This is a genomic window from Algoriphagus terrigena DSM 22685 (assembly GCF_000429445.1).
GTDB lineage: Bacteria > Bacteroidota > Bacteroidia > Cytophagales > Cyclobacteriaceae > Algoriphagus > Algoriphagus terrigena.
On sequence record NZ_AUBW01000003.1, the window covers coordinates 513,783 to 536,071 of the forward strand.

Below are 22,289 nucleotides of genomic sequence, written 5' to 3' on the forward strand. Positions count from 1 at the left end.
TGGTGGAGGGGACAGAAGATTACTGCTAAACGGCGATGTTCAGGATTTCACAGGCGTGTTTGGAAGCTTCCTGCTCCGCTTTCTTTTTGGTGCCGCCTTTGCCCTGAGAGATGGATTCACCGTCTACGTTCAGCTCGACAACGAATTCCTTGAAGCGTTGGTTTCCGTTAATCTTGAGGACTTTGTATTCGACTACTTTCGCCTCTTTTTGAGACCATTCAATGATTTTGCTTTTGTAGTTGGTCACTGTGCTGACCATTCCGTCCACGTCCATGTGGAGGAGAATGCGCTGAAGGATGAGTTTTTGGGTAAATTGATATCCGCGATCCAGATAGATCGCGCCTACGAATGCTTCCAAAATATCCCCAAACAGGGACTTGTTGCCGATAAACTGCCGGTTGCTTACGACCTGCTCGAGTGTGGTTTTCAAGCCGATCTTGATGCCGATGTCGTTCAGCGTTTCCCGATTGACGAGTTTGGACCGGGTTTCGGTCAGGAATCCCTCGTCGCGGTAGGGGTATTTTTTGAACAGATGCTCGGCAATGACTGACCCAAGCACTGCATCACCCAAAAACTCCAGTCGTTCATTGGAAATCTTAAAGCCCTTGGTAGTTTCCTCCCCGAGCCCGGACGGGGTGAGCGCCAGTCGGTAGAGGGACAAATTTAAAGGCTTGCGCCCAATGATCATCTTGATCGAGGATGCAAGCCTTTTGTCTTTCGAGCTAAAGAAAAGAGTGTGGATTCCGAGTCTCTGGAAGAGTTTCACTCTGATCAGTTATATTTTTTGAAGATGACAGAGCAGTTGTGTCCGCCAAATCCAAAGGTATTGCTTAGTGCATAGTTGACTTCTCTCGCCTGGGCCTTGTTAAACGTCAGGTTGAGTGCCGGATCAAACGCTTCGTCATCTGTAAAGTGATTGATCGTAGGCGGTACCAGGCTGTTGTTGATGGCAAGGATAGAAGCAATCGCCTCTACAGCTCCTGCTGCCCCCAACAGGTGGCCAGTCATTGACTTGGTGCTGCTGATGTTGAGATTGTAAGCATGCTCTCCAAAGACTTTTTGGATCGCTTTGATCTCTCCGACATCACCAAGTGGAGTGGACGTCCCATGGACATTGATGTAGTCAATGGCTTCTGGTTGCAGTCCGGCATCTTCCAGTGTGATCTTCATGACACTGCTCGCTCCCAATCCTTCCGGATGTGGAGCAGTAATATGATAAGCATCTGCTGTCATACCACCACCGACTATTTCAGCGTAGATTTTTGCGCCTCTGGCTTTTGCATGCTCCAATTCTTCCAGAATCAACGCTCCGGCTCCTTCACCCAAGACAAAGCCATCGCGGTCTTTGTCAAATGGACGGGAAGCTGTCTGTGGAGATTCGTTCCGTTGAGAAAGTGCCTTCATTGCATTGAATCCGCCGATACCTGCTTCAGAAACAGCCGCTTCTGAACCTCCGCTGATGAACACATCGGCTTTGCCCAGACGGATGTAGTTGAATGCATCAATCAGCGCATTGGTCGCCGAAGCACAGGCTGACACGGTCACAAAGTTTGGTCCTCTGAATCCGTATTTGATGGAAATGAATCCTGCGGAGATGTCCGCGATCATCTTGGGGATAAAGAATGGATTGAACCGTGGCGTACCGTCACCTCGGGTAAAATCGGCCACTTCCTCCTGAAATGTCCTGAGGCCTCCGATGCCGGAACCCCAGATTACCCCGGAGCGGGACTTGTCAATGGAATCAAGATCAAGCCCTGAATCAACAATCGCCTGATCGGCGGTAATCATTGCGTACTGGGTGAATGCGTCCATCTTTCGCGCCTCTTTCCTGTCCATAAATTGGTCGAGGTCAAGATTTTTGACCTCACAGGCGAATTGTGTCTTGAAAAGTGAAGCGTCGAAGCGTGTAATAGGCGCAGCACCACTCACACCATTAATCAACCCCTTCCAGAATTCTTCTGTGGTGTTTCCTATGGGTGTGAGGGCACCTAAACCCGTTACAACAACTCTTTTTAAATTCATATAATGAATTTAGTAGTGCTTATTTTACGTTTGCCTCAAGGTATGTGATAGCCTGGCCGACAGTACCGATTTGCTCAGCCTGGTCGTCTGGAATAGAGATGTTGAATTCTTTTTCGAATTCCATAATCAATTCCACAGTATCCAGAGAGTCAGCTCCTAGGTCATTGGTGAAGCTCGCTTCCATAGTCACTTCAGACTCTTCTACGCCCAGTTTGTCAACAATGATGGCCTTTACTTTTTGTGCAATTTCAGACATTTTGTGATCAGTTTAGTTAATAACACTCCGCAAAGAAATATATTTAATAGCTAATTGACAAAGAAATGGACGAAGTAAATTTTTAAGTAAAAACCCCGTTCGCCCCGCTCAATTTTAATTTCTAACTTTGCCCCGATCACGATTCTTCCTAAATGAAGAAGACCAAATTATTTATAGAACCCACATTTGATTTCGAGTTGCTAGGGCTTGTCTCGCCTGTCAAAGACTATAAAATGGCGTGGCTGATCAATCGGGATCTGGATTTGGATTTGGTTCGCGCAGAAGACATTCAAATCGAGTTTCTGTCCTCAGCTAAGCTGGAAATCGCTCAATTTTTCCTTTCTTTACCGCATGGTTATATCCAACTTTTGAAAAATAAAGCAATCAACACGTCGCAGCAATTGGCATATTTGATCCCGGAATTGCGAAATTTGGACTACTTCCTATTAGTACAAGACCACACACAGCAACTCAGTATTACTACCTTTGTGGATAATCTCGCCCAAAACCCCTTCATTCAAAGCGTAGTAAGACTGGATGTTTCAAAATTGAAATCGAAAGAAAACCTATTAACTTATTAAAACCCGATGAGCCACTTGCCTTTTAAGAAAACAAAAATTCTGGCTACAATAGGCCCAGCCTCAAACAATTACGAGATGATCAAGAGCCTGGCTGCCGCCGGGGCCAATGTCTTCCGACTGAATTTTTCCCACGGTAGCCATTCGGTACATCAGGAAGTCATCGAAATCATCCGTAAAGTAAATGCTGAACTCAACACCAATCTGGGCATCCTTCAGGATCTCCAGGGACCAAAAATCCGCGTCGGTGAAGTCGAAAACAACGGCGTGGAGATCAAGCCGGGAGAAAAGATCACGATCACCAATGACCCTGTGATCGGAACGGCCTCGCTCGTGAGCACCGTGTACCAGAATCTTCCAAACGACGTCGTGCCAGGCGACAGAATCCTGATCGACGATGGCAACTTGGAAGTAGTGGTGAACAGCACAGACGGAAAGAACGTCAACGCGACGGTAATCCACGGCGGAATCCTCAAATCCAGAAAGGGAATCAACCTTCCAAATACCAAGGTCTCGGCACCGTCGCTGACCGAAAAAGACATTGAGGATCTAGCGTTTGGCTTGGAGCAGGATGTGGATTGGATCGCTTTGTCGTTTGTAAGGTCTGCAGATGATATTGTTGATCTGAGAAACAGAATAAAGGCAGCCGGCAAAGAATGTAAGATCGTCGCCAAAATCGAAAAGCCGGAAGCGCTTGACAATATCGACGCCATCATAGAAGCTACAGACGCCATCATGGTGGCCCGTGGCGACTTGGGAGTGGAAGTTCCGATGGAGATTGTCCCGCTGTGGCAGAAGAAGATGGTGGAAAAGTGCAAACTGGCCTGCAAGCCTGTCATCATTGCTACGCAAATGATGGAAAGCATGATCCAAAACCCACGCCCAACCCGCGCTGAAACCAATGACGTGGCAAATGCAGTGCTGGATGGAGCTGATGCCGTGATGCTATCTGCCGAAACTGCCTCCGGTAAATATCCGGTAAATGCAGTCAAAGCCATGACCAGCATCATCATGTATCTGGAAGTAAATGCTGAGATCTACCATAACCTCTACAAAATCCCTGAGGAGGAAGAAACTTTCCTCAGCGACAACTTGATCCTGATGGCCGCCAGACTTTCCAGAAATGTGAAAGCAAAGGCGATTGTAGGTATTACCTATTCCGGCTTCACCGGATTTAGATTGGCTTCTCACCGTCCGCTTGCAAACATCTTTGTGTTTACAAGCAATCAAAAACTCTTGACGCAGATGGCGTTGGTGTGGGGAGTGAGAGCGTACCACTACAGCAGCCAGGTGTCAACGGATGCGACTTTTGAAGACATCGAAAACACCCTGAAAAATGACAAACACGTCCTTTCGGGAGATATCATCATCAATACGGCAAGCATGCCATTGAAGGAAAAGGGTAGAACCAACATGCTTAAAATCCACGTGGTGGAGTAAAAAGTAGGGTCTCATAACAACGAAAAAAATGGAGGATGTAAAAATTCTCCATTTTTTTTTGGCTTTATCTAAACAAAATGTTTAACAAAAAGATTTAAATGTTAAACAAAACTTACTAATACCCATGATAAAACCTACCAAAATCCTTCTTACTATGTCATTGCTGTTCGCATTTGTGTCATGCGATGACTCAGATGAAATGCCAGTGGACAATCCGTCTTTGACAGAAGCCGCCACTGATGCGGGTTTGACCACGCTACTAAGTGCAGTGGACGCCGTTCCGGGATTGGGCGCCGCCCTGCAGTCCGAAGCAGCGATTACTGTTTTTGCTCCTTCCAATGGCGCCTTTGAGGCTGCATTGGATGCTTTTGGTGTCGATGACCTATCTCAGCTCGTGACCAAGATCGGCGGAGAGGAAAATCTGCAGACGGTCCTCGGATTTCATGTCGTTCCTGCCGTTGCGTTTTCAAAGGACCTCTCGGCAACAAACACGTTTACCACGCTGGCCGGACAAGATCTGACTGTCAATGTGAGTGGTTCGGGGGTGACGGTGACCGACGCAACGGGAAATACAGTAAATGTGATAGCAGCAGATGTCGCTATCGACAATGGCGTGGTACATGTGATCGACGGCGTCCTTCTACCGGAGCTGGATCTTCCCACGATCGTAGAAGCGGCTACTGCGGCGAACCTCACTGTACTGCTTGACGCTGTGAATGCTGCCGGCGTAGGGCAGACGCTTCTGGATGCAGAGGCTGTTACAGTCTTCGCGCCTACGAATGCTGCGTTTGTGGCACTCTTGGCGGAACTCAATGTCAGTTCGCTGCAAGAACTGATCGGAGCGATTGGTGCGGAAGGTGTCCAGAAAGTCCTCGGTTTTCACGTCGTTCCGGCAGTCGCATTCTCTTTTGATCTACAGGAAGGTAGTCAAACTGTTCCGACCTTAAGCGGCGAAGAGCTGACCGTCGTCCGTACTGGAAGCGAAGTGACTGTGACCGATGCCGGCGGCAATACCTATCGTGTGGTGGCTGCGGACGTAGCAGTGGAGAATGGTGTCGTACATGTCATCGACGGCGTCTTGCTTCCGACTTTGTAAGCACATTCTGCCAAGAATTGTCGTGAAAGACTGGCCCAAAAAAAGGGTCAGTCTTTTTCTTTTGTACTCGTTGTGAGTTCGCGGATTCGATTTGAAATAATAGTAACCGAACCGGGTAGGCCTACGATTTTCTGGCGGAGGTTTCTTCGTCTGGGCCTACAGGCGGCACCAAGATCACTTTTTCCCGATCTACCATCACCGAACCCGGCGCTGACCCCTTGACTTTCCGTACAAATTTCGCCTGGGTATAGATGACCGGGGCCAGGGAATCGGTCTTTAATTTGGAGTAGAAAGCCGCCAAACCCGCAGCACGCTCCAATACGGAATTGGGCAAAACCGAGATTCCTTTCATGCGGATTAGAACGTGGGAACCGGGAACCTGTCTGGCATGCAGCCAGAGATCGTCTTTGTGGGCAAATCCCCGGAGCATCTCGTCGTTGTCTTTGGCTGACTTTCCGACCCAGATGGTGAAGCCTTCAAATTCGAAAACTTTGAACGGCAAACCGCTGGCTTCTTTGGTGATTGCCTTGTCCTCTTTGTTGGTCTTTTGATAGTTCTTAAGGCCTCTGAATTCGCCAATAGCCTCGATCGCGCTGATTTTTTGTTCCAGCTCGGCCTTGAGATTGAGCTTGGATGCGATGGTCTTGGCGATTTGATCCAGCTCGATCTGTCGGTTTTTGGATTTTCGGTAGAGCGATTCGGCCAGTTGCTGGGGCTTCTGGTTGTGTTTCAGTGTGACTTTGACAGTATTTCCCGTGTAAAAATCCAAAAGCTCGGCTTCCTGTTTTCCATCTTGAAACTCATGCAGGTTCGCCATGATCACGTCAGCCAGTTGGCTCGGTGAAGCTGAATTTCTAAGTTCGTCCAACTTCGCGCTGGATTTCAAGATGTAGGAATCGGTCTTTTTTAGCTGATCCTGATAGCTTTTAAGCAGGCCGTTCTTTTCTTTTTCAAAGTTTCCCTTGACCAAAGCTGCATAAAAAAGCTCATTGGTCGCTTGGATGGGATCGGAAAGTGTCTTGATCGGGTGGATTTCAGGCAAAAGACTCAAGTGGACTTCTCCCTGCTTTTCTGCCAAAGCAAAAAGAGGGGCATCCAATAGATCCAGCAAGTCCTGCATCAGCGCCCATTTCGTTTCTATTGAAGCCTCTGGATAGCCCCGTTCCTTTAGCCAGGCGCGCGGGATGGCCCCCAAAGTCGGCAGAAATTGAGAAGCATTTCCCTCCAATTCGATGAATCGCTCTTGGCTCAGATCCAACGGCTTTTCCAAACTTCTCCAGTCCAGATCCCGGTCTTCTTTGATTTCATTTCGGAAGAGTAGGGAGGGAGCCGCAGCCTTATCTTGGTACAAAAGCACATTGCTTCGGTTGCCATGGAGCTTGAAGACCAGTTTTTTCCCTGATTGCAGATCGAAATAAAAGGCCCGCTCAAAGCTGAAAACCGCGCATTTCAGGATGACCTCGCCGATCAGTTCAGGAAATAGGTCGATGCTGTTGCGCTTGGCTCGGTGAAAATCCGCCGGGAAACTCAGATAAACCTGAGGAGGAAGCAAATGTGCTCGGATAAATAGACTTCCGTCGGCACCATCCGTCTCTAGTATTAATTCATCCTTGTTTTGTGAAAAACAGGCGACGAATTGGTTTCCCGCCAGCCTGTCATTCAGGGCAGGGGTGAGGTACTTGAGAAAATGGTAATTGAGGTGCATCAGGCCAAAGTTAACTCCAGCCCATCGTAGGCCAAGGCCATCCCCTCCGGGATTTGTTTGTCAACCGCATCGTGAAGGCCCAGACGGTGGGAAATATGGGTGAAATAGGTACGTCTGGCACCTATTTTTTTGGCCACGGCTATGGCTTCATCCAGTGTGAAATGAGAAATATGGGGAGTAATCTGAAGCGCGTTCAGCACAAGAACCTCTGTGCCTTCGAGTAACTTCATCGATTCTTCGGGGATGTGATTGGCGTCGGTGATGTAGCTGAAATCACCTATCCGAAACCCAAACACCGGTAGCTTGTAATGCAAGACGGGGATTGGAGTCACATCCAGCCCCTTCACGTTGAAGGGATTTTCGGTAATCTCCACCGGCTCAACCTGAGGCACACCAGGGTATTTTTTTGAGCTGAAGATGTAGGCATATTCACGCTGGACTTGATCGAGTACATTCCTGGCAGCAAAGATCGGGATATCCGTTTGTTGCATGAAATTAAACGGACGGATATCATCCAGGCCGGCAGTATGGTCCTTGTGCTCGTGGGTGAAAAGGATCGCATCGAGCCGCTGGACCCCGGCGCGAAGCATTTGCATCCGGAAGTCGGGCCCCGTATCGACGACCAGCGATACGCCCTCGGCTTCTACATGAATCGAGGTCCGAAACCTCTTGTTTCTAAAATCCAGCGACTTACAAACCTCGCAATCGCAGCCGATCACGGGAACTCCCTGAGAGGTACCGGTTCCTAGAAAATTGACTTTCAAAATTTCAGCGAGGTTTGGCGGAGGTCGTTCAAGAAGTCTTGGTTGGCTTTCTCTTTGAAATCCTTGGGATCGAAATTCAGCTCATTGATGATGTCAATCAGCGCATTGATCTTTCCTTCCAGGGGAAAGTATTTGTTGACAATGACGATTTTGGTCTCGTTAAGTACACAATAGCCGGATTTGAAGTTCCCCTTTTCATACCTCAGGATGTAGTCCGAGGCGGAAAAGAGATTTTCCATCTTGTCCAAAAAATGCTTGGTGTACTTGATCGCCATCAGCTCAGGAATTTTTTGACAGTGGCTAGGACTTTATCGTAGTCGAGCGGTTTCTGGATGAAATCATCAAACCCAAATCTGCGAAATTCCTCCGGAGTGTAGTTGTTGATATTGCCGCTGATGGCAATGATCGGGAGTTTGCTGATCGATTCGTCGGCCAGCGCTCGGATTTGTCGGGTACATTCCATTCCATCCATGACCGGCATACTGATGTCCATCAGGATCAGGTCAAATTTTTCCTTTTCCAGCAGTTCAAGAACCTGTTTCCCATTTCTGGCCGCTTTCATTTGATAATTCTCAAATGCCAGGACATTTTTGGTCAGGTTGATGATGATGGAACTGTCCTCTCCAACGAGGATTTTTTTAGCGTCGCTCATAAACCAAAAATAGGCTCTTGGTGGAAAAAATCACGGAATTGCCCCATTTCATTTCTCAGTTTTTTGATTTCTTTGCAGAATTCTCCGGTTTTACCGCTTCTTCCGTATTCTTCGGCCTTAGCGGCGTGTTGGTAGACACGCATCGCACCCAGCGTCCCCGAATTTCCTTTCAGGATGTGGATTTTTCCCAGTAAGACCTCGATGGGAGAGTTCTCATCAAAACTGTCGATCAGCTCTTCTGTTTCTTCGCATTCCGTGAGAAATTCGGCGAAAACTTTTTGAATCGCCTGCTCGGAGTTGTATTTGAGAAGTTGCGTCAGGATCTTCTTATCCATGACCAGAGCCTCTTCTTGCGGGGCTTCGGGTGACTTTATCGTCCCGGATTGACCTTTTAGATAGCCCTGTACCAGTTGGATGAAATCCTTCGGCCGGATTGGTTTGGTGACAAAATCATCAAATCCCTGCTCCAAAAAGCTCTCCCGATCAGATTCCTCTGCATAGGCTGTGACCGCCAGGATCGGACAGGTGAGATTGGTTTCCTGCCGGATTTTCTTCATCGCGGTGATGCCATCCATCAGGGGCATCTGGATATCCATCAGGATTAGGTTAAAATCCATCGCCTTTGCCAGTTCTACCGCCTCCAGCCCGTTTTTGGCGGATTCAACAGAAAAAAGTTGCCCGATCAGATTTTCAAACAGCTTCCTGTTCAGGTCATTATCATCTACAATCAATACTCTTTTGCTTTTCATCTGCTTATGATTGATTTTTAATGGTCAGATAGTGGATTTTTGGTGGATCAAAATTTGAAAACTTTGGCGGAGGAAAAAGTTCTTATTCTGGTAATTGGGCCCACGGCGGTAGGTAAAACCGACCTTTGTCTAAAGCTAGCCAAAAAATTTGACACCGAAATTGTGTCTTGCGACAGCAGGCAATTTTATCGGGAGATGAATCTCGGTACAGCCAAACCCACAGAAGAGGAGCTCCTGCAGGTCCCGCATCACCTGATCAATACCCGCTCCATCGAAGAGGACTACGATGTGAAGCAGTTTGAAAAAGACGCCTTGGAGATCTTGGACGAGATCTTCAAATTCAATTCAGTCGCGATCATGACGGGAGGCTCAGGACTTTTTGCGGATGCGATTGCCAAAGGATTTGACGAAATGCCAGACGTGGATCCTACGATCCGGACAAAGATTATCGGGGAATTTGAGGAAAAGGGACTCGCGTGGCTTCAGTCGCAAATCGCTGACGCTGATCCTGAATATTACAGTCAAGTGGACCGCCAAAATCCCCAACGATTGATGCGCGCGCTGGAAGTTTATCTCGGCACGGGAAAGAAATTCAGCAGTTTTCGGGTGAAAAAGCAGGCGGAGCGTCCCTTCAAAATCATCAAGATCGGGCTGGAGAGAGACCGGGAAGAGCTGTATCAGCGGATCGACGCGCGGATGGATCAGATGATCGCTGCAGGCCTGTTTGACGAGGCGGACGCGCTCTTTGGCAAACGGCACCTGAATGCCATGCAGACAGTCGGCTATTCGGAGATTTTCGGATATCTGGAGGGCAACTACGACAAAGAGGAAGCCGTCCGACTCCTAAAACGAAACTCCCGACGGTATGCCAAACGTCAACTTACCTGGTTTCGCCGGGACCCGGAGATCCGCTGGTTTCACCCTGACCAGGTCGGCGCAATCCTGAACTGGATCGACACTCAGATCGCCTGAAAGCCGCTCATGGTGGCCACCCAATTGTAGGGCGCTTTTTTGATCAGGGAGTTGTACTGATGTTGGTTGACTTTCATCTGGCGGACGATCTCCAGACTTTTCTTGGAGATCTTACTCTCCGGATTCGACTTTTTTAAGCGGTCAAGTACGGTATCCGGATCGGTGATCTCGCCCAAGATCAAACCCAGCTCAGGGTGATTCAATCCTAGTTTTGAAACCAGCTCACGCTGTAGATTGAGCTTGCGCTGCATGCTGTTTTTCACAGTGAGAAAAAAAAGTATGCAGGCGCCGCCCAGAGTGATAAACAATGGAATAAATCCCATATCAAATATTTAAGATTTCCATCAAAGCAAGGTGGTCGGGGTGGAGTGGTTTGTGCTTGCCAATGCAGTCAGCAAAGGGCGTATAGACCAGTTCGTTGTTCATTAAGCCGGACATACAGTTTGTCTTGCCGGCGATGAGCCCGTCCACCGCGCCCATTCCGCAGCGACTGCCCAACACACGGTCGCGGGCCGTAGGGCTGCCTCCGCGCTGGATATGACCGAGCGTAGTTACTTTAAATTCCCTCGTTGGGTCTTGGATTTTTTCCTTCACTATCGCCATGATGTGGTCGGCATTTCCCAAGTCGTCTCCTTCAGCGACCACGATGATGCTGGAAGATCTGAATTCGCGGTGACTTTTGAGGGTATTGACGACCATGTTCAGGTCTGTCTGGGTCTCCGGTACCATGACAAATTCGGCTCCGCCTCCGATTCCTGATTCGACGGCGATGAATCCGGCATCCCGGCCCATCACTTCCACAAAGAATATCCGGTCATGCGCCGCAGCGGTATCTCTGATCTTGTCGATAGCTTCCAGCGCAGTATTTACGGCAGTGTCAAATCCGATCGTGTAGTCGGTGCCATAGATGTCGTTGTCGATTGTGCCGGGGCAACCAATTGTCGGGATGCCATATTCCTCAAAGAATATTTTTGCTCCGGTGAAAGTCCCGTCACCTCCGATAGCCACCAAACCCTCGATTCCAAGGGCGGAAAGTTGCTCATAGGCGGTCTTTCTCCCCTCGGGAGTCCGAAACTCGCTTGATCTGGCCGACTTAAGCATGGTGCCCCCACGCTGGACAATATTGCTGACCGAGTGGGAATTCATGAGGAAGATATCTCCTTCGATCATCCCTTCGTATCCCCGGTTGATTCCGTAGACTTCGAGTCCTCTGAATATTCCGGTTCTGACCACCGCACGGATGCAGGCGTTCATTCCGGGAGAATCCCCACCAGAGGTGAAAACGGCTATTTTTTTCATGTTTATAGGTTTAATGGCACGCCAAAAATAGAGATAATAGCAGAAATACTTTAGTGTGGTTTCAAAATTGAAACGGAAATTAGCCAGACGAACCCAGATTTAAGTATTAACAAATTGAATTCAAGTCCGGAGAAACTTTAACCAAAATACAATGTCCAATTCTTCAGATTCAGTAACTCTTCGCTTACCGCAGATCGCTTTGGGTTGCATGTCTCTGCCCGAACCCTATGCGGAAGCAGAAGAAATCCTCCAAAGCGCCATCGACTCCGGGATCACTTTTTTTGACACAGCTGATCTGTATCAACAAGGAAAAAATGAGGAGAACATCGGCAAAGCACTCAGATCCAAGCGTTCCAGTCTCGTCTTGGCTACCAAGGTAGGAAACCAATGGAATCCGGATGGGAAGTCCTGGTCGTGGAATCCGCGAAAAGAATACATCCTGAAGGCCGTGGAGGAAAGTCTAAAACGTCTTCAGACGGATTACATCGACCTCTATCAGCTCCATGGCGGGACGCTGGAAGATCCCTGGGAGGAGACGCTCGAGGCGTTTGAGTTGTTGAAAAGCCAGGGGAAGATCCGGGCGTTTGGGATTTCGTCGATTCGGCCGAATGTGATCCGGAAGGTCATGGCCATGATTCCTCCGGTCACCATCATGATGCAATACAGTCCCCTGGACCGCCGTCCCGAGGAAACGGTTTTTCCAATGTTGCAAGAGACCGCGACACGTGTGTTGGTTCGGGGCAGCCTGGCCAGAGGAATCTTGATCGACAAGCCAGCCGCGAGCTTTTTAGATTTTCCGAAGGAAAAAGTCTCCGAGATCAAGGCCGAAATCCAGGATTCACGCTTTTCCCCGGAAGCGATCTTGATCCGCTTTGGGCTGAGCGAAAGAGCAGTTTCGTCATTGGTCATCGGCGCAAGCTCGGTGGAGCAAGTCGAGAAGTTGCAAAAAGGGTATGAAGAAAGTCGGGCGATCCCTGATGAGTTGGTCCTGTGGCTCAAGGCAACTTTTCCAAAGAATTTCTATCAAGACCACCGGTAAGAAATCTTTTGCTCTCGCTTTTGAAAACCCCTATTTTCGGAAGACCACCATCCATTACCCGACTCTCATGCTTCAAAGACTCACGCTTTTCGTTTGCTGTATCGCCTTTTTCTCCTGCCAAGCCGAAAAAGACACCTCGGAAGAACTCAGTCGTTGGGAAGCGCACGCTGAGCGCGTCGAAATCCTGCGGGACGACTTTGGTGTACCTCATATCTATGGCAAAAGCGATGCGGATGCTGTCTTTGGACTGCTGTACGCGCAGTGCGAGGATGATTTTCGCAGAGTCGAGCGAAACTACGTCTGGGCCATTGGCCGACTGGCTGAGTTGGAAGGGGAGGAGGCGCTCTATTCCGATCTCCGGGCAAATCTCTACATGACCGAAGCGGAGGCCAAAGCCGCCTACGGCACCGCACCCGACTGGCTCAAGACGCTTTGTGTGGCCTTTGCCGATGGTGTCAACTACTACCTACACACGCACCCGGAAGTCAAGCCGCAGGTGATCACGCACTACGAGCCTTGGATGCCGATGTTCTTTTCGGAAGGTTCGATCGGCGGGGATATCGAGAGCATCTCCACCGAGCGATTGCAGGCCTTTTACGAGCAGGATTCGGCTTTGGCTTGGAGTGAAACGGACGACATTCTGGCCGAACCGCAGGGTTCCAACGGCATTGCTATCGCTCCAAGTCTTTCCGAATCGGGCAACGCCATGCTTCTGATCAATCCGCATACTTCCTTTTATTTCCGCCCGGAAGTCCACGTCGTGAGCGAGGAAGGTCTGAACGTCTACGGTGCGGTAACGTGGGGTCAGTTTTTTGTGTATCAGGGATTCAATGAGAAAACAGGGTGGATTCACACCTCGACTTTTGTGGATTTCAGAGATGAGTTTGAAGAGGAGATTGTCGAGTCTGGCGACAAGATCCAATACCAATACGGTGAGGAGATGCGCGATGTGGACCAACAGAAAGTGACCCTGAAGTACAAAGACGGAGAGGGGTTGAAGGAGAAAGAGTTCACCTTTTACCGAACCCATCACGGGCCGATCACCCACAAGACCGGCGCAAAGTGGGTGGCGACCAAGATCAACTGGGATCCGGTCAATGCACTGTCCCAGAGCTATACGCGCACCAAGCTGGCCAACTACGCGGAGTTCAAAAAGATGATGGACATCCGCACCAACTCGTCCAACAACACGGTTTTCGCGGATGCTGAAGGGAACATCGGCTACTTTCACGGCAATTTTATCCCCAAACGGAATCCTGAATTTGACTTCTCCAAGCCGGTAGACGGCAGCAATCCCGCGACCGATTGGCAGGGACTTCACACGGTGGACGAAAGCATCCTGATCCTGAATCCCGGAAATGGCTGGATACAAAACTGTAACTCTACCCCGTTCACAGCTGCGGCCGAGTTCAGCCCCAAAAAAGAAGATTACCCGGCCTATATGGCGCCAGATGCAGAGAACTTTCGTGCCGTCCATGCGGTGAAAGTCTTGGAGCAAGTGGAAAAGCTGACTCTGGACAGCTTCCTTCAGTTGGCGTATGATCCGTATCTGCCGGCCTTTGAATACCTGATCCCCGAACTGCTTGCCGCTGTAAAAGATGGCGGGAACGCGGAGCAAAAGCAGGTGTTGGAGCTTTTGAAAGGCTGGGATTACCGCACTTCGAAAGAATCCGTGGCGATGTCCGTGGCGCATTTCTATGGGGAAAACTATCAACGCGAGTTCCGCAGCATGAACCGGTTTGTGAATCCAATGCCAACCGCTAAGGTTCCCACAGCAGCGGAAATCCAGGCAGTTTTCGAGAAGACGATCGCACAGATGAACGCTGATTTCGGGACTTGGAATACGCCTTGGGGTGAGATCAACCGCTTTCAGAGACTGAGCGGCGCGATTGACGCTGGTTTTGACGATGACAAGCCTTTTGTGCCGATCGGCTTGGCTTCCGGCAACTGGGGCGCACTGGCCGCCTACGGCGCAAGAGCCGGAGAAAACACCAAAAGACTCTATGGCTATCGCGGCAACAGCTTTGTCGCAGTGGTGGAGTTTGGAGATCGGGTGAAAGCAAAGACGATCCTGGCTGGTGGCCAAAGTGCAGACCCAAGTTCTCCGCACTTCTTTGACCAGGCCCAGCGCTATGCGGATGTCAAGTTTAAGGACGTGGCTTTTTACAAATCAGATGTAGAGAAACGGGTGGCGAAAAGGTATCATCCGGGAAGATCCGAGTAAGACCAGAGGATGTCTCCAAAGAGCTTACGTGTCAGCCTGAGCGGAGTCGAAGGCCATTTCCAAGGAGCTGGATTATATTTCGACTTCCTGCGTACCGCAGGCAGGCGCTCAATGTGACACTCGGTATCTATGAGACAGCCTTTTTCATCTTTCTTCCTGACTTTTATCAGAGATAGGGCATAGGAGCGGGTTTACCTTGTAGCAAAGGTAGTATTAAGATGGACTCGACTCAGCCAGGACACAGTTTTCCCATTGGATCTTTCTATTCAAGGGAAGGCGTCAACTTTTCGCTTTTCTCCAAACATGCCACAGGAGTGGAACTGTTGTTTTTTGACTCAAGAGAAGATCAAGAGCCTGCTTCAGTGATCAGTTTGGATCCCAGAGTCAACCGTACCTATCATTATTGGCACGTATTTGTACCGGGTATCCAACCGGGTCAGCTGTACGGTTACCGGGTTTTGGGTCCGCATGATCCGGCCCAGGGGCTGCGCTTCGATCCGGAGAAGATCTTGCTCGATCCATATGCAAGGAGCGTGGTCTTTTCCGACTCCTGCCCTAAATCTGTGGTCGTAGATCCGGACGCCTACGACTGGGAGGGAGATCTGCCACTCGCGCGACCTTTCTCCCAGACCATCATCTATGAGATGCATGTGGCCGGTTTCACCAAAAATCCCAATTCCGGTGTATCTGAAGCCGTCCGCGGCACCTATGCCGGGATGATCGAAAAAATCCCCTATCTCCTGGAGCTCGGCATTACCGCGGTGGAGCTGATGCCGGTGTTTCAGTTTGACCCAAAGACCAGCGACGGAAGGATCAATTACTGGGGCTACAATCCCGTCTCGTTCTTTTCGGTTCACGAGGGATTCTCCAGCAAGAAAGACCCCATCGCAGCCATGGATGAGTTTCGGAATCTGGTCAAAGCGCTACACAAGGCGGGAATTGAAGTGATCCTGGATGTGGTCTACAATCATACCGCGGAGGGCGGCGAGGACGGGCCGACTTATTCCTTTAGAGGCATAGACAACCTGATGTATTACTCGCTCGAAGCCGACAAGGCCAAGTACAGCAACTACTCCGGCTGCGGCAACAGCCTCAATGCAAACAATCCCATCGTCCGGCGGATGATCCTGGACAGCCTGCGGTTTTGGGTGAAACACATGCATGTGGACGGCTTTCGCTTTGATCTGGCCTCGATCCTGTCGCGGGATGGCAAGGGGCGACTGATCGAAAATCCGCCGATTCTCTGGGACATCGAGTCCGATCCGGTCTTGGCGGGCACCAAGCTCATCGCCGAGGCTTGGGATGCGGCTGGGCTGTATCAGGTGGGGACTTTTGTCGGAGACAGTTGGAAGGAGTGGAACGGTAGATTCCGGGATGATGTCAGAAGTTTCATCAAAGGTGACAACGGGAAGATCAAATCCTTCATCAGCCGAATGATCGGCAGCCCGGATATCTTCGGGCATCAGGAGCGGGAGCCGGAGCAAAGCATCAACTTTGTGACCTGCCACGATGGATTTACGCTCTACGACCTGGTGGCCTATGAACACAAGCACAACGAGCTCAACGGAGAAGGAAACCGAGACGGAGCGAATGACAATCTAAGCTGGAACTGCGGAGTGGAGGGGCCGAGCAGTGATCCTGGGACGGAATTTTTGAGGGAAAAGCAGATGCGCAACTTCTTCGCCACGGTCTTGCTGGCCGTGGGGACGCCGATGCTCTTCATGGGGGATGAGGTCAAACGCACTCAGCTCGGCAACAACAATCCCTACTGTCAGGACAATGAACTGAGCTGGTTTGACTGGGATCTGGTCGCCAAGAATCAGGGACTCTTTCGATTTGTAAAGATAATGACCGCCCAGCGGCTTAAGCGCGACGCCAGCCAGGTGGAAAACTCCATGAGCCTGAAAGAGCTGCTGGACAAAGGCCAGATCACGTATCACGGAGTGAAACTGAACGCAACAGACTGGTCGGATCAGTCGCATGCCATCGCTTTCAGCGTGGAGTCTCTCAGCCAAAAGACCTCGATGCACATCATGATCAATGCTTACTTCGGGACATTGGAGTTTGAAGTGCCTCAAATCAGCCAGTCCGGCAAAACGTGGCGGGTTTGGGTGGATACCGGCAAGGCCGCGCCGGCGGATATCTATGAATGGGGCAGTGGGCCGGAGTTTGCCGAGTCGCACGTTTCGGTCGAAGGGCGCTCGATCGTGATCTTCGTTTCGTAGGCTTTTTGGGCGCGGATTTTTGCTTTTACAGGATGCCAACTTGCTCCGAGAGTGCGACTGGTCGATCGCAAAACGGTCACTTATTTAATCCTATCCGTTCTCCGTTGACTCAAAGAAATTACTTTTCGTTTTCAGGCAAACTGATATCTTTAGGGATTGAGATTATCATATTGCCGATTGAGTGCCTGCCTGGCGGCAGCCAGGTCCCCACTCACTTCCAGCCCAAATACCACCGATTCCTTTCATGACCACAGCCGAATACCTCGTCGCCCTCAATTCCCGCTTTCGCCTTGGCAATGCCACCGAACACACCTTTCGGGGCGATCTCCAAAATCTCCTCGAATCCCTCGCTCCCGGCATCAGCGCCACCAACGAACCCAAGCGCCAAGCCTGCGGTGCACCGGATTACATCCTGACGAATAAAAAAGAAATCCCCGTCGGTTACATCGAGGCCAAGGATATCGGCGATTCGGATTTGCATGGGGTGAAAAAGAACGGTAACAAGGAGCAGTTTGACCGATACAAAGGCTCGCTGGACAACCTGATCTTTACCGATTACCTCGAATTCGTCTATTTCCGTAATGGGGAATTCGCTTCTTCCGTTCGCATCGGCACCATCGACCAAGGCAAAATCCTTCCCCTTCCGCATAATTACCCGGCTTTCGAACTGCTGATCAAAGAGTTTACCACGCACCTCGGGCAGACAATCAAGAGCTCCAAAAAGCTCGCCGAGATGATGGCTGGCAAGGCGCGGCTTCTCGCCAATGTGATCCAAGCCGCTCTCGAAAGCGACGAGGAGCATCAGGACAATTCTACCCTGAAGGATCAGATGAACGCTTTCAAGGAAATCCTCATCCACGACATCACGCCCAAGCAGTTTTCCGATGTCTATGCACAGACCATCGCCTACGGGATGTTTGCGGCGAGACGTTACGATACCTCTTTGGATACCTTTAGCCGACAGGAAGCGGCCGACCTGATCCCCAAGTCCAATCCTTTCCTGCGAAAGCTCTTCCAGTACATCGCAGGCTATGATCTCGATGCCCGGATCACTTGGATCGTGGATGCGCTGGCAGATATCTTTCGGGCTACAGATTTGGAAGCGATCCTTAAGAATTTTGGCAAGGCCACCAAGATGGAGGATCCCATCATCCACTTCTACGAGGACTTCCTGACCCAATACGATCCCAAGCTTCGCAAGCAGCGGGGGGTCTGGTACACGCCCCATCCCGTGGTGAACTTTATCATCCGGGCGGTGGACGAAATCTTGGTCACCGAGTTTGGCTTGCCGATGGGCTTGGCCGATACCTCCAAGACCAAGATCAAAATCCCCATTCCCACGCATGATCAGCGCTTCAAGGGCGGTATGCGGGAGATCGAACAGGAAGTGCACCGGGTGCAATTCCTCGATCCGGCCACAGGCACGGGCACCTTTGTGGCGGAGGCGATCCAGCAGATCTATGACAAGATGAAGGGGCAGCAAGGACTCTGGAACAGCTATGTAGAAAATCACCTGCTTCCCCGCATCAACGGCTTCGAACTGCTGATGGCTTCCTATGCCATGGCGCATCTGAAACTGGATCTGCTGCTCAAGCAAACCGGCTATACCGGAACCAAAAATCAACGATTCCGCATCTACCTGACCAATTCTCTGGAGGAATACCACAAGGACACCGGAACCCTCTTTGCCAACTGGCTATCTGCCGAAGCTTCCGAAGCCAATCAGATCAAACGCGATGCGCCTGTGATGATTGTGGCGGGGAATCCGCCGTATTCGGGTGAAAGCTCCAACAAAGGAGAATGGATTATGAATCTGATGGAGGATTACAAAAAAGAACCCGGAGGAAAGGAAAAGCTCAAGGAACAAAATTCAAAGTTCATCAATGATGACTATGTCAAGTTTATCCGATATGGTCAGCACTTTATTGAGAAAAATGGAAGTGGTGTTCTAGCATTTATTAATCCTCATGGCTTTTTAGATAATCCCACTTTTCGCGGTATGCGCTGGAATCTATTAAAGACCTTTGATAAAATCTATACGATTGATCTTCATGGGAATTCAAAGAAAAATGAGCAAACTTTGGATGGTCAAAAAGACGAAAATGTTTTTGATATAATGCAAGGTGTATCAATAAATTTTTTTATAAAAACCAGAAACAAAAAAGACACAGAACTAGGGAAAGTATTTAAACTTGATCTTTTTGGAAAAAGAGAGTTTAAGTATGAATACTTGGCTGAAAACAATTTACTTTCTTCATCCTTTAAAGAAATTAAATATTCAGGTCCTGAATACTATTTTGTAGAGACAGATTATAATTTAAAAGAAATTTATTATCAAAATTTTTCTCTTAGAGAGTTGTTTCAAATTTCTTCAATCGGAGTATTAACAAAAAATGATTCAATTTCAATTGCCTTTACTAGAAAAGAAATATTAAATACAATTAGCGATTTTAGACAATTAAATGAAAAGGAATTAAAGCAGAAATATAAAGTTAAGGATGATAGTAGAGATTGGAAGCTTTCTAATGCAATTTCTGACGCACAAAATCACAATAATGATTTTATAAAAAAAATTGCTTATCGACCATTTGATGAGCGCCAAACTTTTATTTCTGGAAATTCTAGAGCTTTTGTTTCTTATCCTCAAAATAAAATTAGAAATCAATTCGAGAGGGATAATTTAGGACTTATTAGTACCCGGCAACTGGCTTCTTTACCATTTGATCATATTTTTATTTCGAATATTATTTCTGAACAGTGCTTTATTTCCAATAGGACAAAAGAAGGTGGTGTAGTTTTCCCCCTCTATCTCTACCCCGAATCTTCCGGTCAGTTGAGTTTAGGTTCGGCCGCGACCCGCACCCCCAATCTGAATCTGGAAATCGTGGATCAGATTGCGAAGGGCTTGGGGTTGACCTTTGTTCCTGAGCCCTTCGACTCTGCTCAGGGTAAAAAAGGAGGAGAAGTTTGTTTTGCGGAAAGTGGAGAAGTGATGCCAGCCTATCGGCAGACCTTTGCGCCGATAGATTTGTTGGACTACATCTATGCCGTGCTGCATAGTCCAAGTTACAGAGAAACATACAAGGAGTTTTTGAAGATCGACTTCCCAAGAGTGCCCTATCCGACGGATGCTGGGCAGTTTTGGAAGTTGGTGGAATTGGGCGGAGAACTCCGACAGCTTCACCTGATGGAAAGCCCCACACTGGCTCAGTTCATGACCCAATATCCTGTGGGTGGGGAGAATGAGGTGGAGAAGATCAGGTTTGAAGATGGCAGAGTCTACATCAACTCCGACCAACACTTTGACTTCGTACCCGAGATTGCCTGGAACTTCTACATCGGCGGCTACCAACCCGCCCAAAAATGGCTCAAAGACCGCAAAGGCCGAATCCTGGATTTCGAAGACATCATGCATTATCAGCGGATCATCAAGGCATTGACCGAGACGGATAGAGTGATGAAGGAGATTGATGGGGTGGGGTTATTATAACTTATAGGATATGGAAGCATTAAAGAAAAGAGTTGAATTTTTACAAGAAAAGGCAAAAGTTCATTTTGAGAAATTAAAGAAGAATGAAAGTGAATTCAATTTAGGGGCTTTTTCAGACCTTAAATTCCATGATGAATCAATGGAGATTTATTACGGAACTATTTCAGTATTAGATAATGTTTATGGGAAAAATTCATCACATTTAAAAGAATTATTATTAGTCAACAACAAAATATTAACAATTAAATACAAGTCAGTTGATGGTAGAGACGCTCTTTTATTGAAATCAATTATTGGGATTTTATCAAATTTAATTTATGAAATTGAAAATGGGCTTTTAACAAGTATAGAGAAAAAAATCTCAAAAGAAATATTGACTGACTTTGTTTCGTTTTCAAAAGAACAATTTGGCAATGGTGATTTAAAAATATCATCTGTGCTAATATGTGCAGCTTTGGAGGATTCATTAAAAAGAATTGCAGAAATTAATGGATTAGATGTTGATAGAAAATCTATGGCACAAGTCGTAAATGCTTTAAAATCCAAAAGTTTAATACAAAAAAGTGTCGGAACACTTTTGGGTAATTATACAGATTTAAGAAACAGGGTTTTTCATGCAGATTGGGGTAATTTTGATAAATCAGAAATAGGCAGTTTAATAGGTTTTACAGAACAGTTTATTAAAGATAATTTTGAATAAATTTTAACCTAGGAATAGTATAATCTTTATTCTTCGTAGTCTACTACCTTCCTGCTTTGAGGTTCCCACCTCGGCGTAGTCTACTAACTTTCAGCTTTGAGGTTCCATTGACGCTAGGTGTAGATTGTATCTACACGGTTCTATTTTTCGGAATTTGTAATTCCATTTCTAAAAAGTTCAACCCCATTCGGGGTTGTCAAGCACCGTCTTGATTTCCTTTTTCCCCCGGTTTCACCGAGGGCTATTCAGAGGTTCGACCACTTCGTGGTCATTATTCCCAAATCATCGATTCAATTCCCGACCCCTGATAGGGGGTCAAACTTCCCAATAGCCGCGGGTGTGGTTGGTGAGCGAAGTCGAACCAAAACCCGTGGAAGGATACCACCACACGATTCCCACGACCCCGAAGGGAGTCGAACATGTTCTCTGTGCTGGGTGTGATTTACAATCAACCCAACTATTTTTTATGTCTGACAACCATCGATGGTCCAAAACCTACCATCAATCCTGATAATTTATTCATCGCCCGGTAAACCAACAGTTAGGCTGAGTTTCAGGTCAATCCCAGCAAAGCGGAAAGGCGCTGATTTATAAAATATAATTTTTCATTTTTTAGAATTACATCCTGCTTTTTGCCCCAATTCTGATTTTTTCAATCAAAAAAACGTTTAAACGGCAGGAAATACACCCGGACTTATGAAAAGATGATGTCATTTCTACAAATCTTCACGAAAAAATCATGCTACAGCATCAGCATTGGTCCAAAATGGTCCATCGTTGGTCAAAAATATGGTTCTACCCTTAAGTTAGTGAGGATATAAGTTTAGGCCTCCATGGAAGAATAAAATAGCGCTTCTAAAGTTGGCGAATGTTCGATAGCCTTTTCCCACTGTTTTGAGTTCCTGTATTTTACCGTTTAGGCGTTCGGCCATTGCATTGTTTAGGTTGGTGAGTAATGCATTGACCACTCCGGAAACATGCCTGTTAAACATCTCTACGACCTTGTCTATTTCTTTGATTTTTCTTTGAGTCGCATCGGTACTCCATCGGTTAAACAACAGTCTGGCGAAAAGCTTTC

Annotated in this window: 20 protein-coding genes; 9 read left to right on the forward strand and 11 right to left on the reverse strand. The window is 48.1% G+C overall.

Going from position 1 to position 22,289, the window contains the following annotated elements; all coding sequences use genetic code 11:
* Positions 1-25: 25 nt before the first annotated feature.
* Genes rnc through G459_RS0102195 form a run of 3 tightly spaced genes read right to left on the reverse strand, consistent with a single transcriptional unit; the run spans position 26 to position 2,278 of the window.
* Entirely contained in the window at positions 26-766 is a 741-nt protein-coding gene (rnc, locus tag G459_RS0102185) for a ribonuclease III (RefSeq protein WP_026966170.1), read from the reverse strand.
* A 5-nt stretch (positions 767-771) separates the two neighbouring features.
* The gene (fabF, locus tag G459_RS0102190) at positions 772-2,022 is read right to left on the reverse strand and encodes a beta-ketoacyl-ACP synthase II (protein ID WP_026966171.1); all 1,251 of its coding nucleotides are present in this window, start codon (positions 2,020-2,022) and stop codon (positions 772-774) included.
* Between the two features lie 19 nt (positions 2,023-2,041).
* Positions 2,042-2,278 (reverse strand): acyl carrier protein, encoded by a 237-nt coding sequence (locus G459_RS0102195; RefSeq protein ID WP_026950184.1) that lies wholly within the window; start codon positions 2,276-2,278, stop codon positions 2,042-2,044.
* 152 nt (positions 2,279-2,430) lie between these two features.
* Between G459_RS0102195 and G459_RS0102200 the strand changes: the two genes are divergently transcribed.
* The 3 genes from G459_RS0102200 (at position 2,431) to G459_RS26645 (ending at position 5,392) form a co-directional block, all read left to right on the forward strand.
* Positions 2,431-2,859 (forward strand): IPExxxVDY family protein, encoded by a 429-nt coding sequence (locus tag G459_RS0102200; RefSeq protein ID WP_026966172.1) that lies wholly within the window; start codon positions 2,431-2,433, stop codon positions 2,857-2,859.
* A gap of 6 nt (positions 2,860-2,865) precedes the next feature.
* Positions 2,866-4,296 carry a pyruvate kinase gene (gene pyk / locus G459_RS0102205; RefSeq protein ID WP_026966173.1) on the forward strand — a complete coding sequence of 477 codons (1,431 nt, stop codon included), beginning with the start codon at positions 2,866-2,868 and terminating at the stop codon, positions 4,294-4,296.
* 154 nt (positions 4,297-4,450) lie between these two features.
* Positions 4,451-5,392: a fasciclin domain-containing protein gene (locus G459_RS26645; RefSeq protein WP_245588109.1), complete on the forward strand. Its 942-nt coding sequence runs from the start codon at positions 4,451-4,453 to the stop codon at positions 5,390-5,392.
* Positions 5,393-5,513: 121 nt separating this feature from the next.
* On the opposite strand, the gene G459_RS0102215 is transcribed toward G459_RS26645, so the two are convergent.
* The 5 genes from G459_RS0102215 to G459_RS0102235 are packed head-to-tail and all read right to left on the reverse strand — an operon-like array spanning position 5,514 to position 9,262.
* Positions 5,514-7,097, reverse strand: a complete 1,584-nt coding sequence (locus G459_RS0102215; protein WP_026966174.1) for an NFACT RNA binding domain-containing protein — start codon at positions 7,095-7,097, stop codon at positions 5,514-5,516.
* Positions 7,097-7,861, reverse strand: a complete 765-nt coding sequence (locus G459_RS0102220; RefSeq protein WP_026966175.1) for an MBL fold metallo-hydrolase — start codon at positions 7,859-7,861, stop codon at positions 7,097-7,099. Before G459_RS0102220 ends, G459_RS0102215 begins: the two co-directional genes overlap by 1 nt.
* A complete protein-coding gene (locus G459_RS0102225) occupies positions 7,858-8,136 on the reverse strand; it encodes a hypothetical protein (RefSeq protein ID WP_026966176.1) in 279 nt (92 codons plus the stop codon). The genes G459_RS0102220 and G459_RS0102225 overlap by 4 nt, the downstream gene beginning before the upstream one ends.
* Positions 8,136-8,513, reverse strand: coding sequence for a response regulator (locus G459_RS0102230; protein ID WP_026966177.1), 378 nt, complete (start codon positions 8,511-8,513; stop codon positions 8,136-8,138). Before G459_RS0102230 ends, G459_RS0102225 begins: the two co-directional genes overlap by 1 nt.
* Entirely contained in the window at positions 8,510-9,262 is a 753-nt protein-coding gene (locus G459_RS0102235; RefSeq protein WP_026966178.1) for a response regulator, read from the reverse strand. Before G459_RS0102235 ends, G459_RS0102230 begins: the two co-directional genes overlap by 4 nt.
* A 63-nt stretch (positions 9,263-9,325) precedes the next feature.
* On the opposite strand from G459_RS0102235, the gene miaA reads away from it, so the two are divergent.
* Positions 9,326-10,234, forward strand: coding sequence for a tRNA (adenosine(37)-N6)-dimethylallyltransferase MiaA (miaA, locus tag G459_RS0102240; RefSeq protein WP_026966179.1), 909 nt, complete (start codon positions 9,326-9,328; stop codon positions 10,232-10,234).
* Here miaA and G459_RS0102245 read toward each other — a convergent pair.
* Positions 10,222-10,557, reverse strand: coding sequence for a hypothetical protein (locus G459_RS0102245; protein ID WP_026966180.1), 336 nt, complete (start codon positions 10,555-10,557; stop codon positions 10,222-10,224). The two genes, miaA and G459_RS0102245, sit on opposite strands and share 13 nt — an antisense overlap.
* 1 nt (position 10,558) lies before the next feature.
* A complete protein-coding gene (gene pfkA / locus G459_RS0102250) occupies positions 10,559-11,533 on the reverse strand; it encodes a 6-phosphofructokinase (protein WP_026966181.1) in 975 nt (324 codons plus the stop codon).
* Between the two features lie 151 nt (positions 11,534-11,684).
* Between pfkA and G459_RS0102255 the strand changes: the two genes are divergently transcribed.
* The 5 genes from G459_RS0102255 (at position 11,685) to G459_RS0102275 (ending at position 21,211) form a co-directional block, all read left to right on the forward strand.
* On the forward strand, positions 11,685-12,572 hold the full coding sequence (locus G459_RS0102255) for an aldo/keto reductase (RefSeq protein ID WP_026966182.1): 888 nt from the start codon (positions 11,685-11,687) through the stop codon (positions 12,570-12,572).
* A 67-nt stretch (positions 12,573-12,639) separates the two neighbouring features.
* Positions 12,640-14,796, forward strand: a complete 2,157-nt coding sequence (locus G459_RS0102260; protein ID WP_026966183.1) for an acylase — start codon at positions 12,640-12,642, stop codon at positions 14,794-14,796.
* A 218-nt stretch (positions 14,797-15,014) separates the two neighbouring features.
* Complete coding sequence (locus G459_RS26650) at positions 15,015-17,021, forward strand: glycogen debranching protein (RefSeq protein WP_035454902.1); 2,007 nt, start codon at positions 15,015-15,017, stop codon at positions 17,019-17,021.
* Between the two features lie 244 nt (positions 17,022-17,265).
* A complete protein-coding gene (locus G459_RS0102270) occupies positions 17,266-20,511 on the forward strand; it encodes a type ISP restriction/modification enzyme (protein WP_026966184.1) in 3,246 nt (1,081 codons plus the stop codon).
* A gap of 10 nt (positions 20,512-20,521) precedes the next feature.
* A complete protein-coding gene (locus G459_RS0102275) occupies positions 20,522-21,211 on the forward strand; it encodes a hypothetical protein (RefSeq protein WP_026966185.1) in 690 nt (229 codons plus the stop codon).
* Positions 21,212-22,017: 806 nt separating this feature from the next.
* On the opposite strand, the gene G459_RS0102280 is transcribed toward G459_RS0102275, so the two are convergent.
* A partial coding sequence (locus tag G459_RS0102280; protein WP_026966186.1) for a transposase occupies positions 22,018-22,289 on the reverse strand: 272 nt, incomplete at its 5' end.

What these genes read in the sequence shown, in the direction of transcription:
- G459_RS0102225 (WP_026966176.1), bottom strand. Translation starts at nt 8,136, where the DNA reads ATGGCGATCAAGTACACCAAGCATTTTTTGGACAAGATGGAAAATCTC.
- G459_RS0102270 (WP_026966184.1), top strand. Translation starts at nt 17,266, where the DNA reads ATGACCACAGCCGAATACCTCGTCGCCCTCAATTCCCGCTTTCGCCTT.
- G459_RS0102235 (WP_026966178.1), bottom strand. Translation starts at nt 9,262, where the DNA reads ATGAAAAGCAAAAGAGTATTGATTGTAGATGATAATGACCTGAACAGG.
- G459_RS0102215 (WP_026966174.1), bottom strand. Translation starts at nt 7,097, where the DNA reads ATGCACCTCAATTACCATTTTCTCAAGTACCTCACCCCTGCCCTGAAT.
- G459_RS0102230 (WP_026966177.1), bottom strand. Translation starts at nt 8,513, where the DNA reads ATGAGCGACGCTAAAAAAATCCTCGTTGGAGAGGACAGTTCCATCATC.
- pfkA (WP_026966181.1), bottom strand. Translation starts at nt 11,533, where the DNA reads ATGAAAAAAATAGCCGTTTTCACCTCTGGTGGGGATTCTCCCGGAATG.
- fabF (WP_026966171.1), bottom strand. Translation starts at nt 2,022, where the DNA reads ATGAATTTAAAAAGAGTTGTTGTAACGGGTTTAGGTGCCCTCACACCC.
- G459_RS26650 (WP_035454902.1), top strand. Translation starts at nt 15,015, where the DNA reads ATGGACTCGACTCAGCCAGGACACAGTTTTCCCATTGGATCTTTCTAT.
- G459_RS0102195 (WP_026950184.1), bottom strand. Translation starts at nt 2,278, where the DNA reads ATGTCTGAAATTGCACAAAAAGTAAAGGCCATCATTGTTGACAAACTG.
- G459_RS0102275 (WP_026966185.1), top strand. Translation starts at nt 20,522, where the DNA reads ATGGAAGCATTAAAGAAAAGAGTTGAATTTTTACAAGAAAAGGCAAAA.
- G459_RS0102245 (WP_026966180.1), bottom strand. Translation starts at nt 10,557, where the DNA reads ATGGGATTTATTCCATTGTTTATCACTCTGGGCGGCGCCTGCATACTT.
- pyk (WP_026966173.1), top strand. Translation starts at nt 2,866, where the DNA reads ATGAGCCACTTGCCTTTTAAGAAAACAAAAATTCTGGCTACAATAGGC.
- G459_RS0102200 (WP_026966172.1), top strand. Translation starts at nt 2,431, where the DNA reads ATGAAGAAGACCAAATTATTTATAGAACCCACATTTGATTTCGAGTTG.
- G459_RS26645 (WP_245588109.1), top strand. Translation starts at nt 4,451, where the DNA reads ATGTCATTGCTGTTCGCATTTGTGTCATGCGATGACTCAGATGAAATG.
- G459_RS0102255 (WP_026966182.1), top strand. Translation starts at nt 11,685, where the DNA reads ATGTCCAATTCTTCAGATTCAGTAACTCTTCGCTTACCGCAGATCGCT.
- G459_RS0102260 (WP_026966183.1), top strand. Translation starts at nt 12,640, where the DNA reads ATGCTTCAAAGACTCACGCTTTTCGTTTGCTGTATCGCCTTTTTCTCC.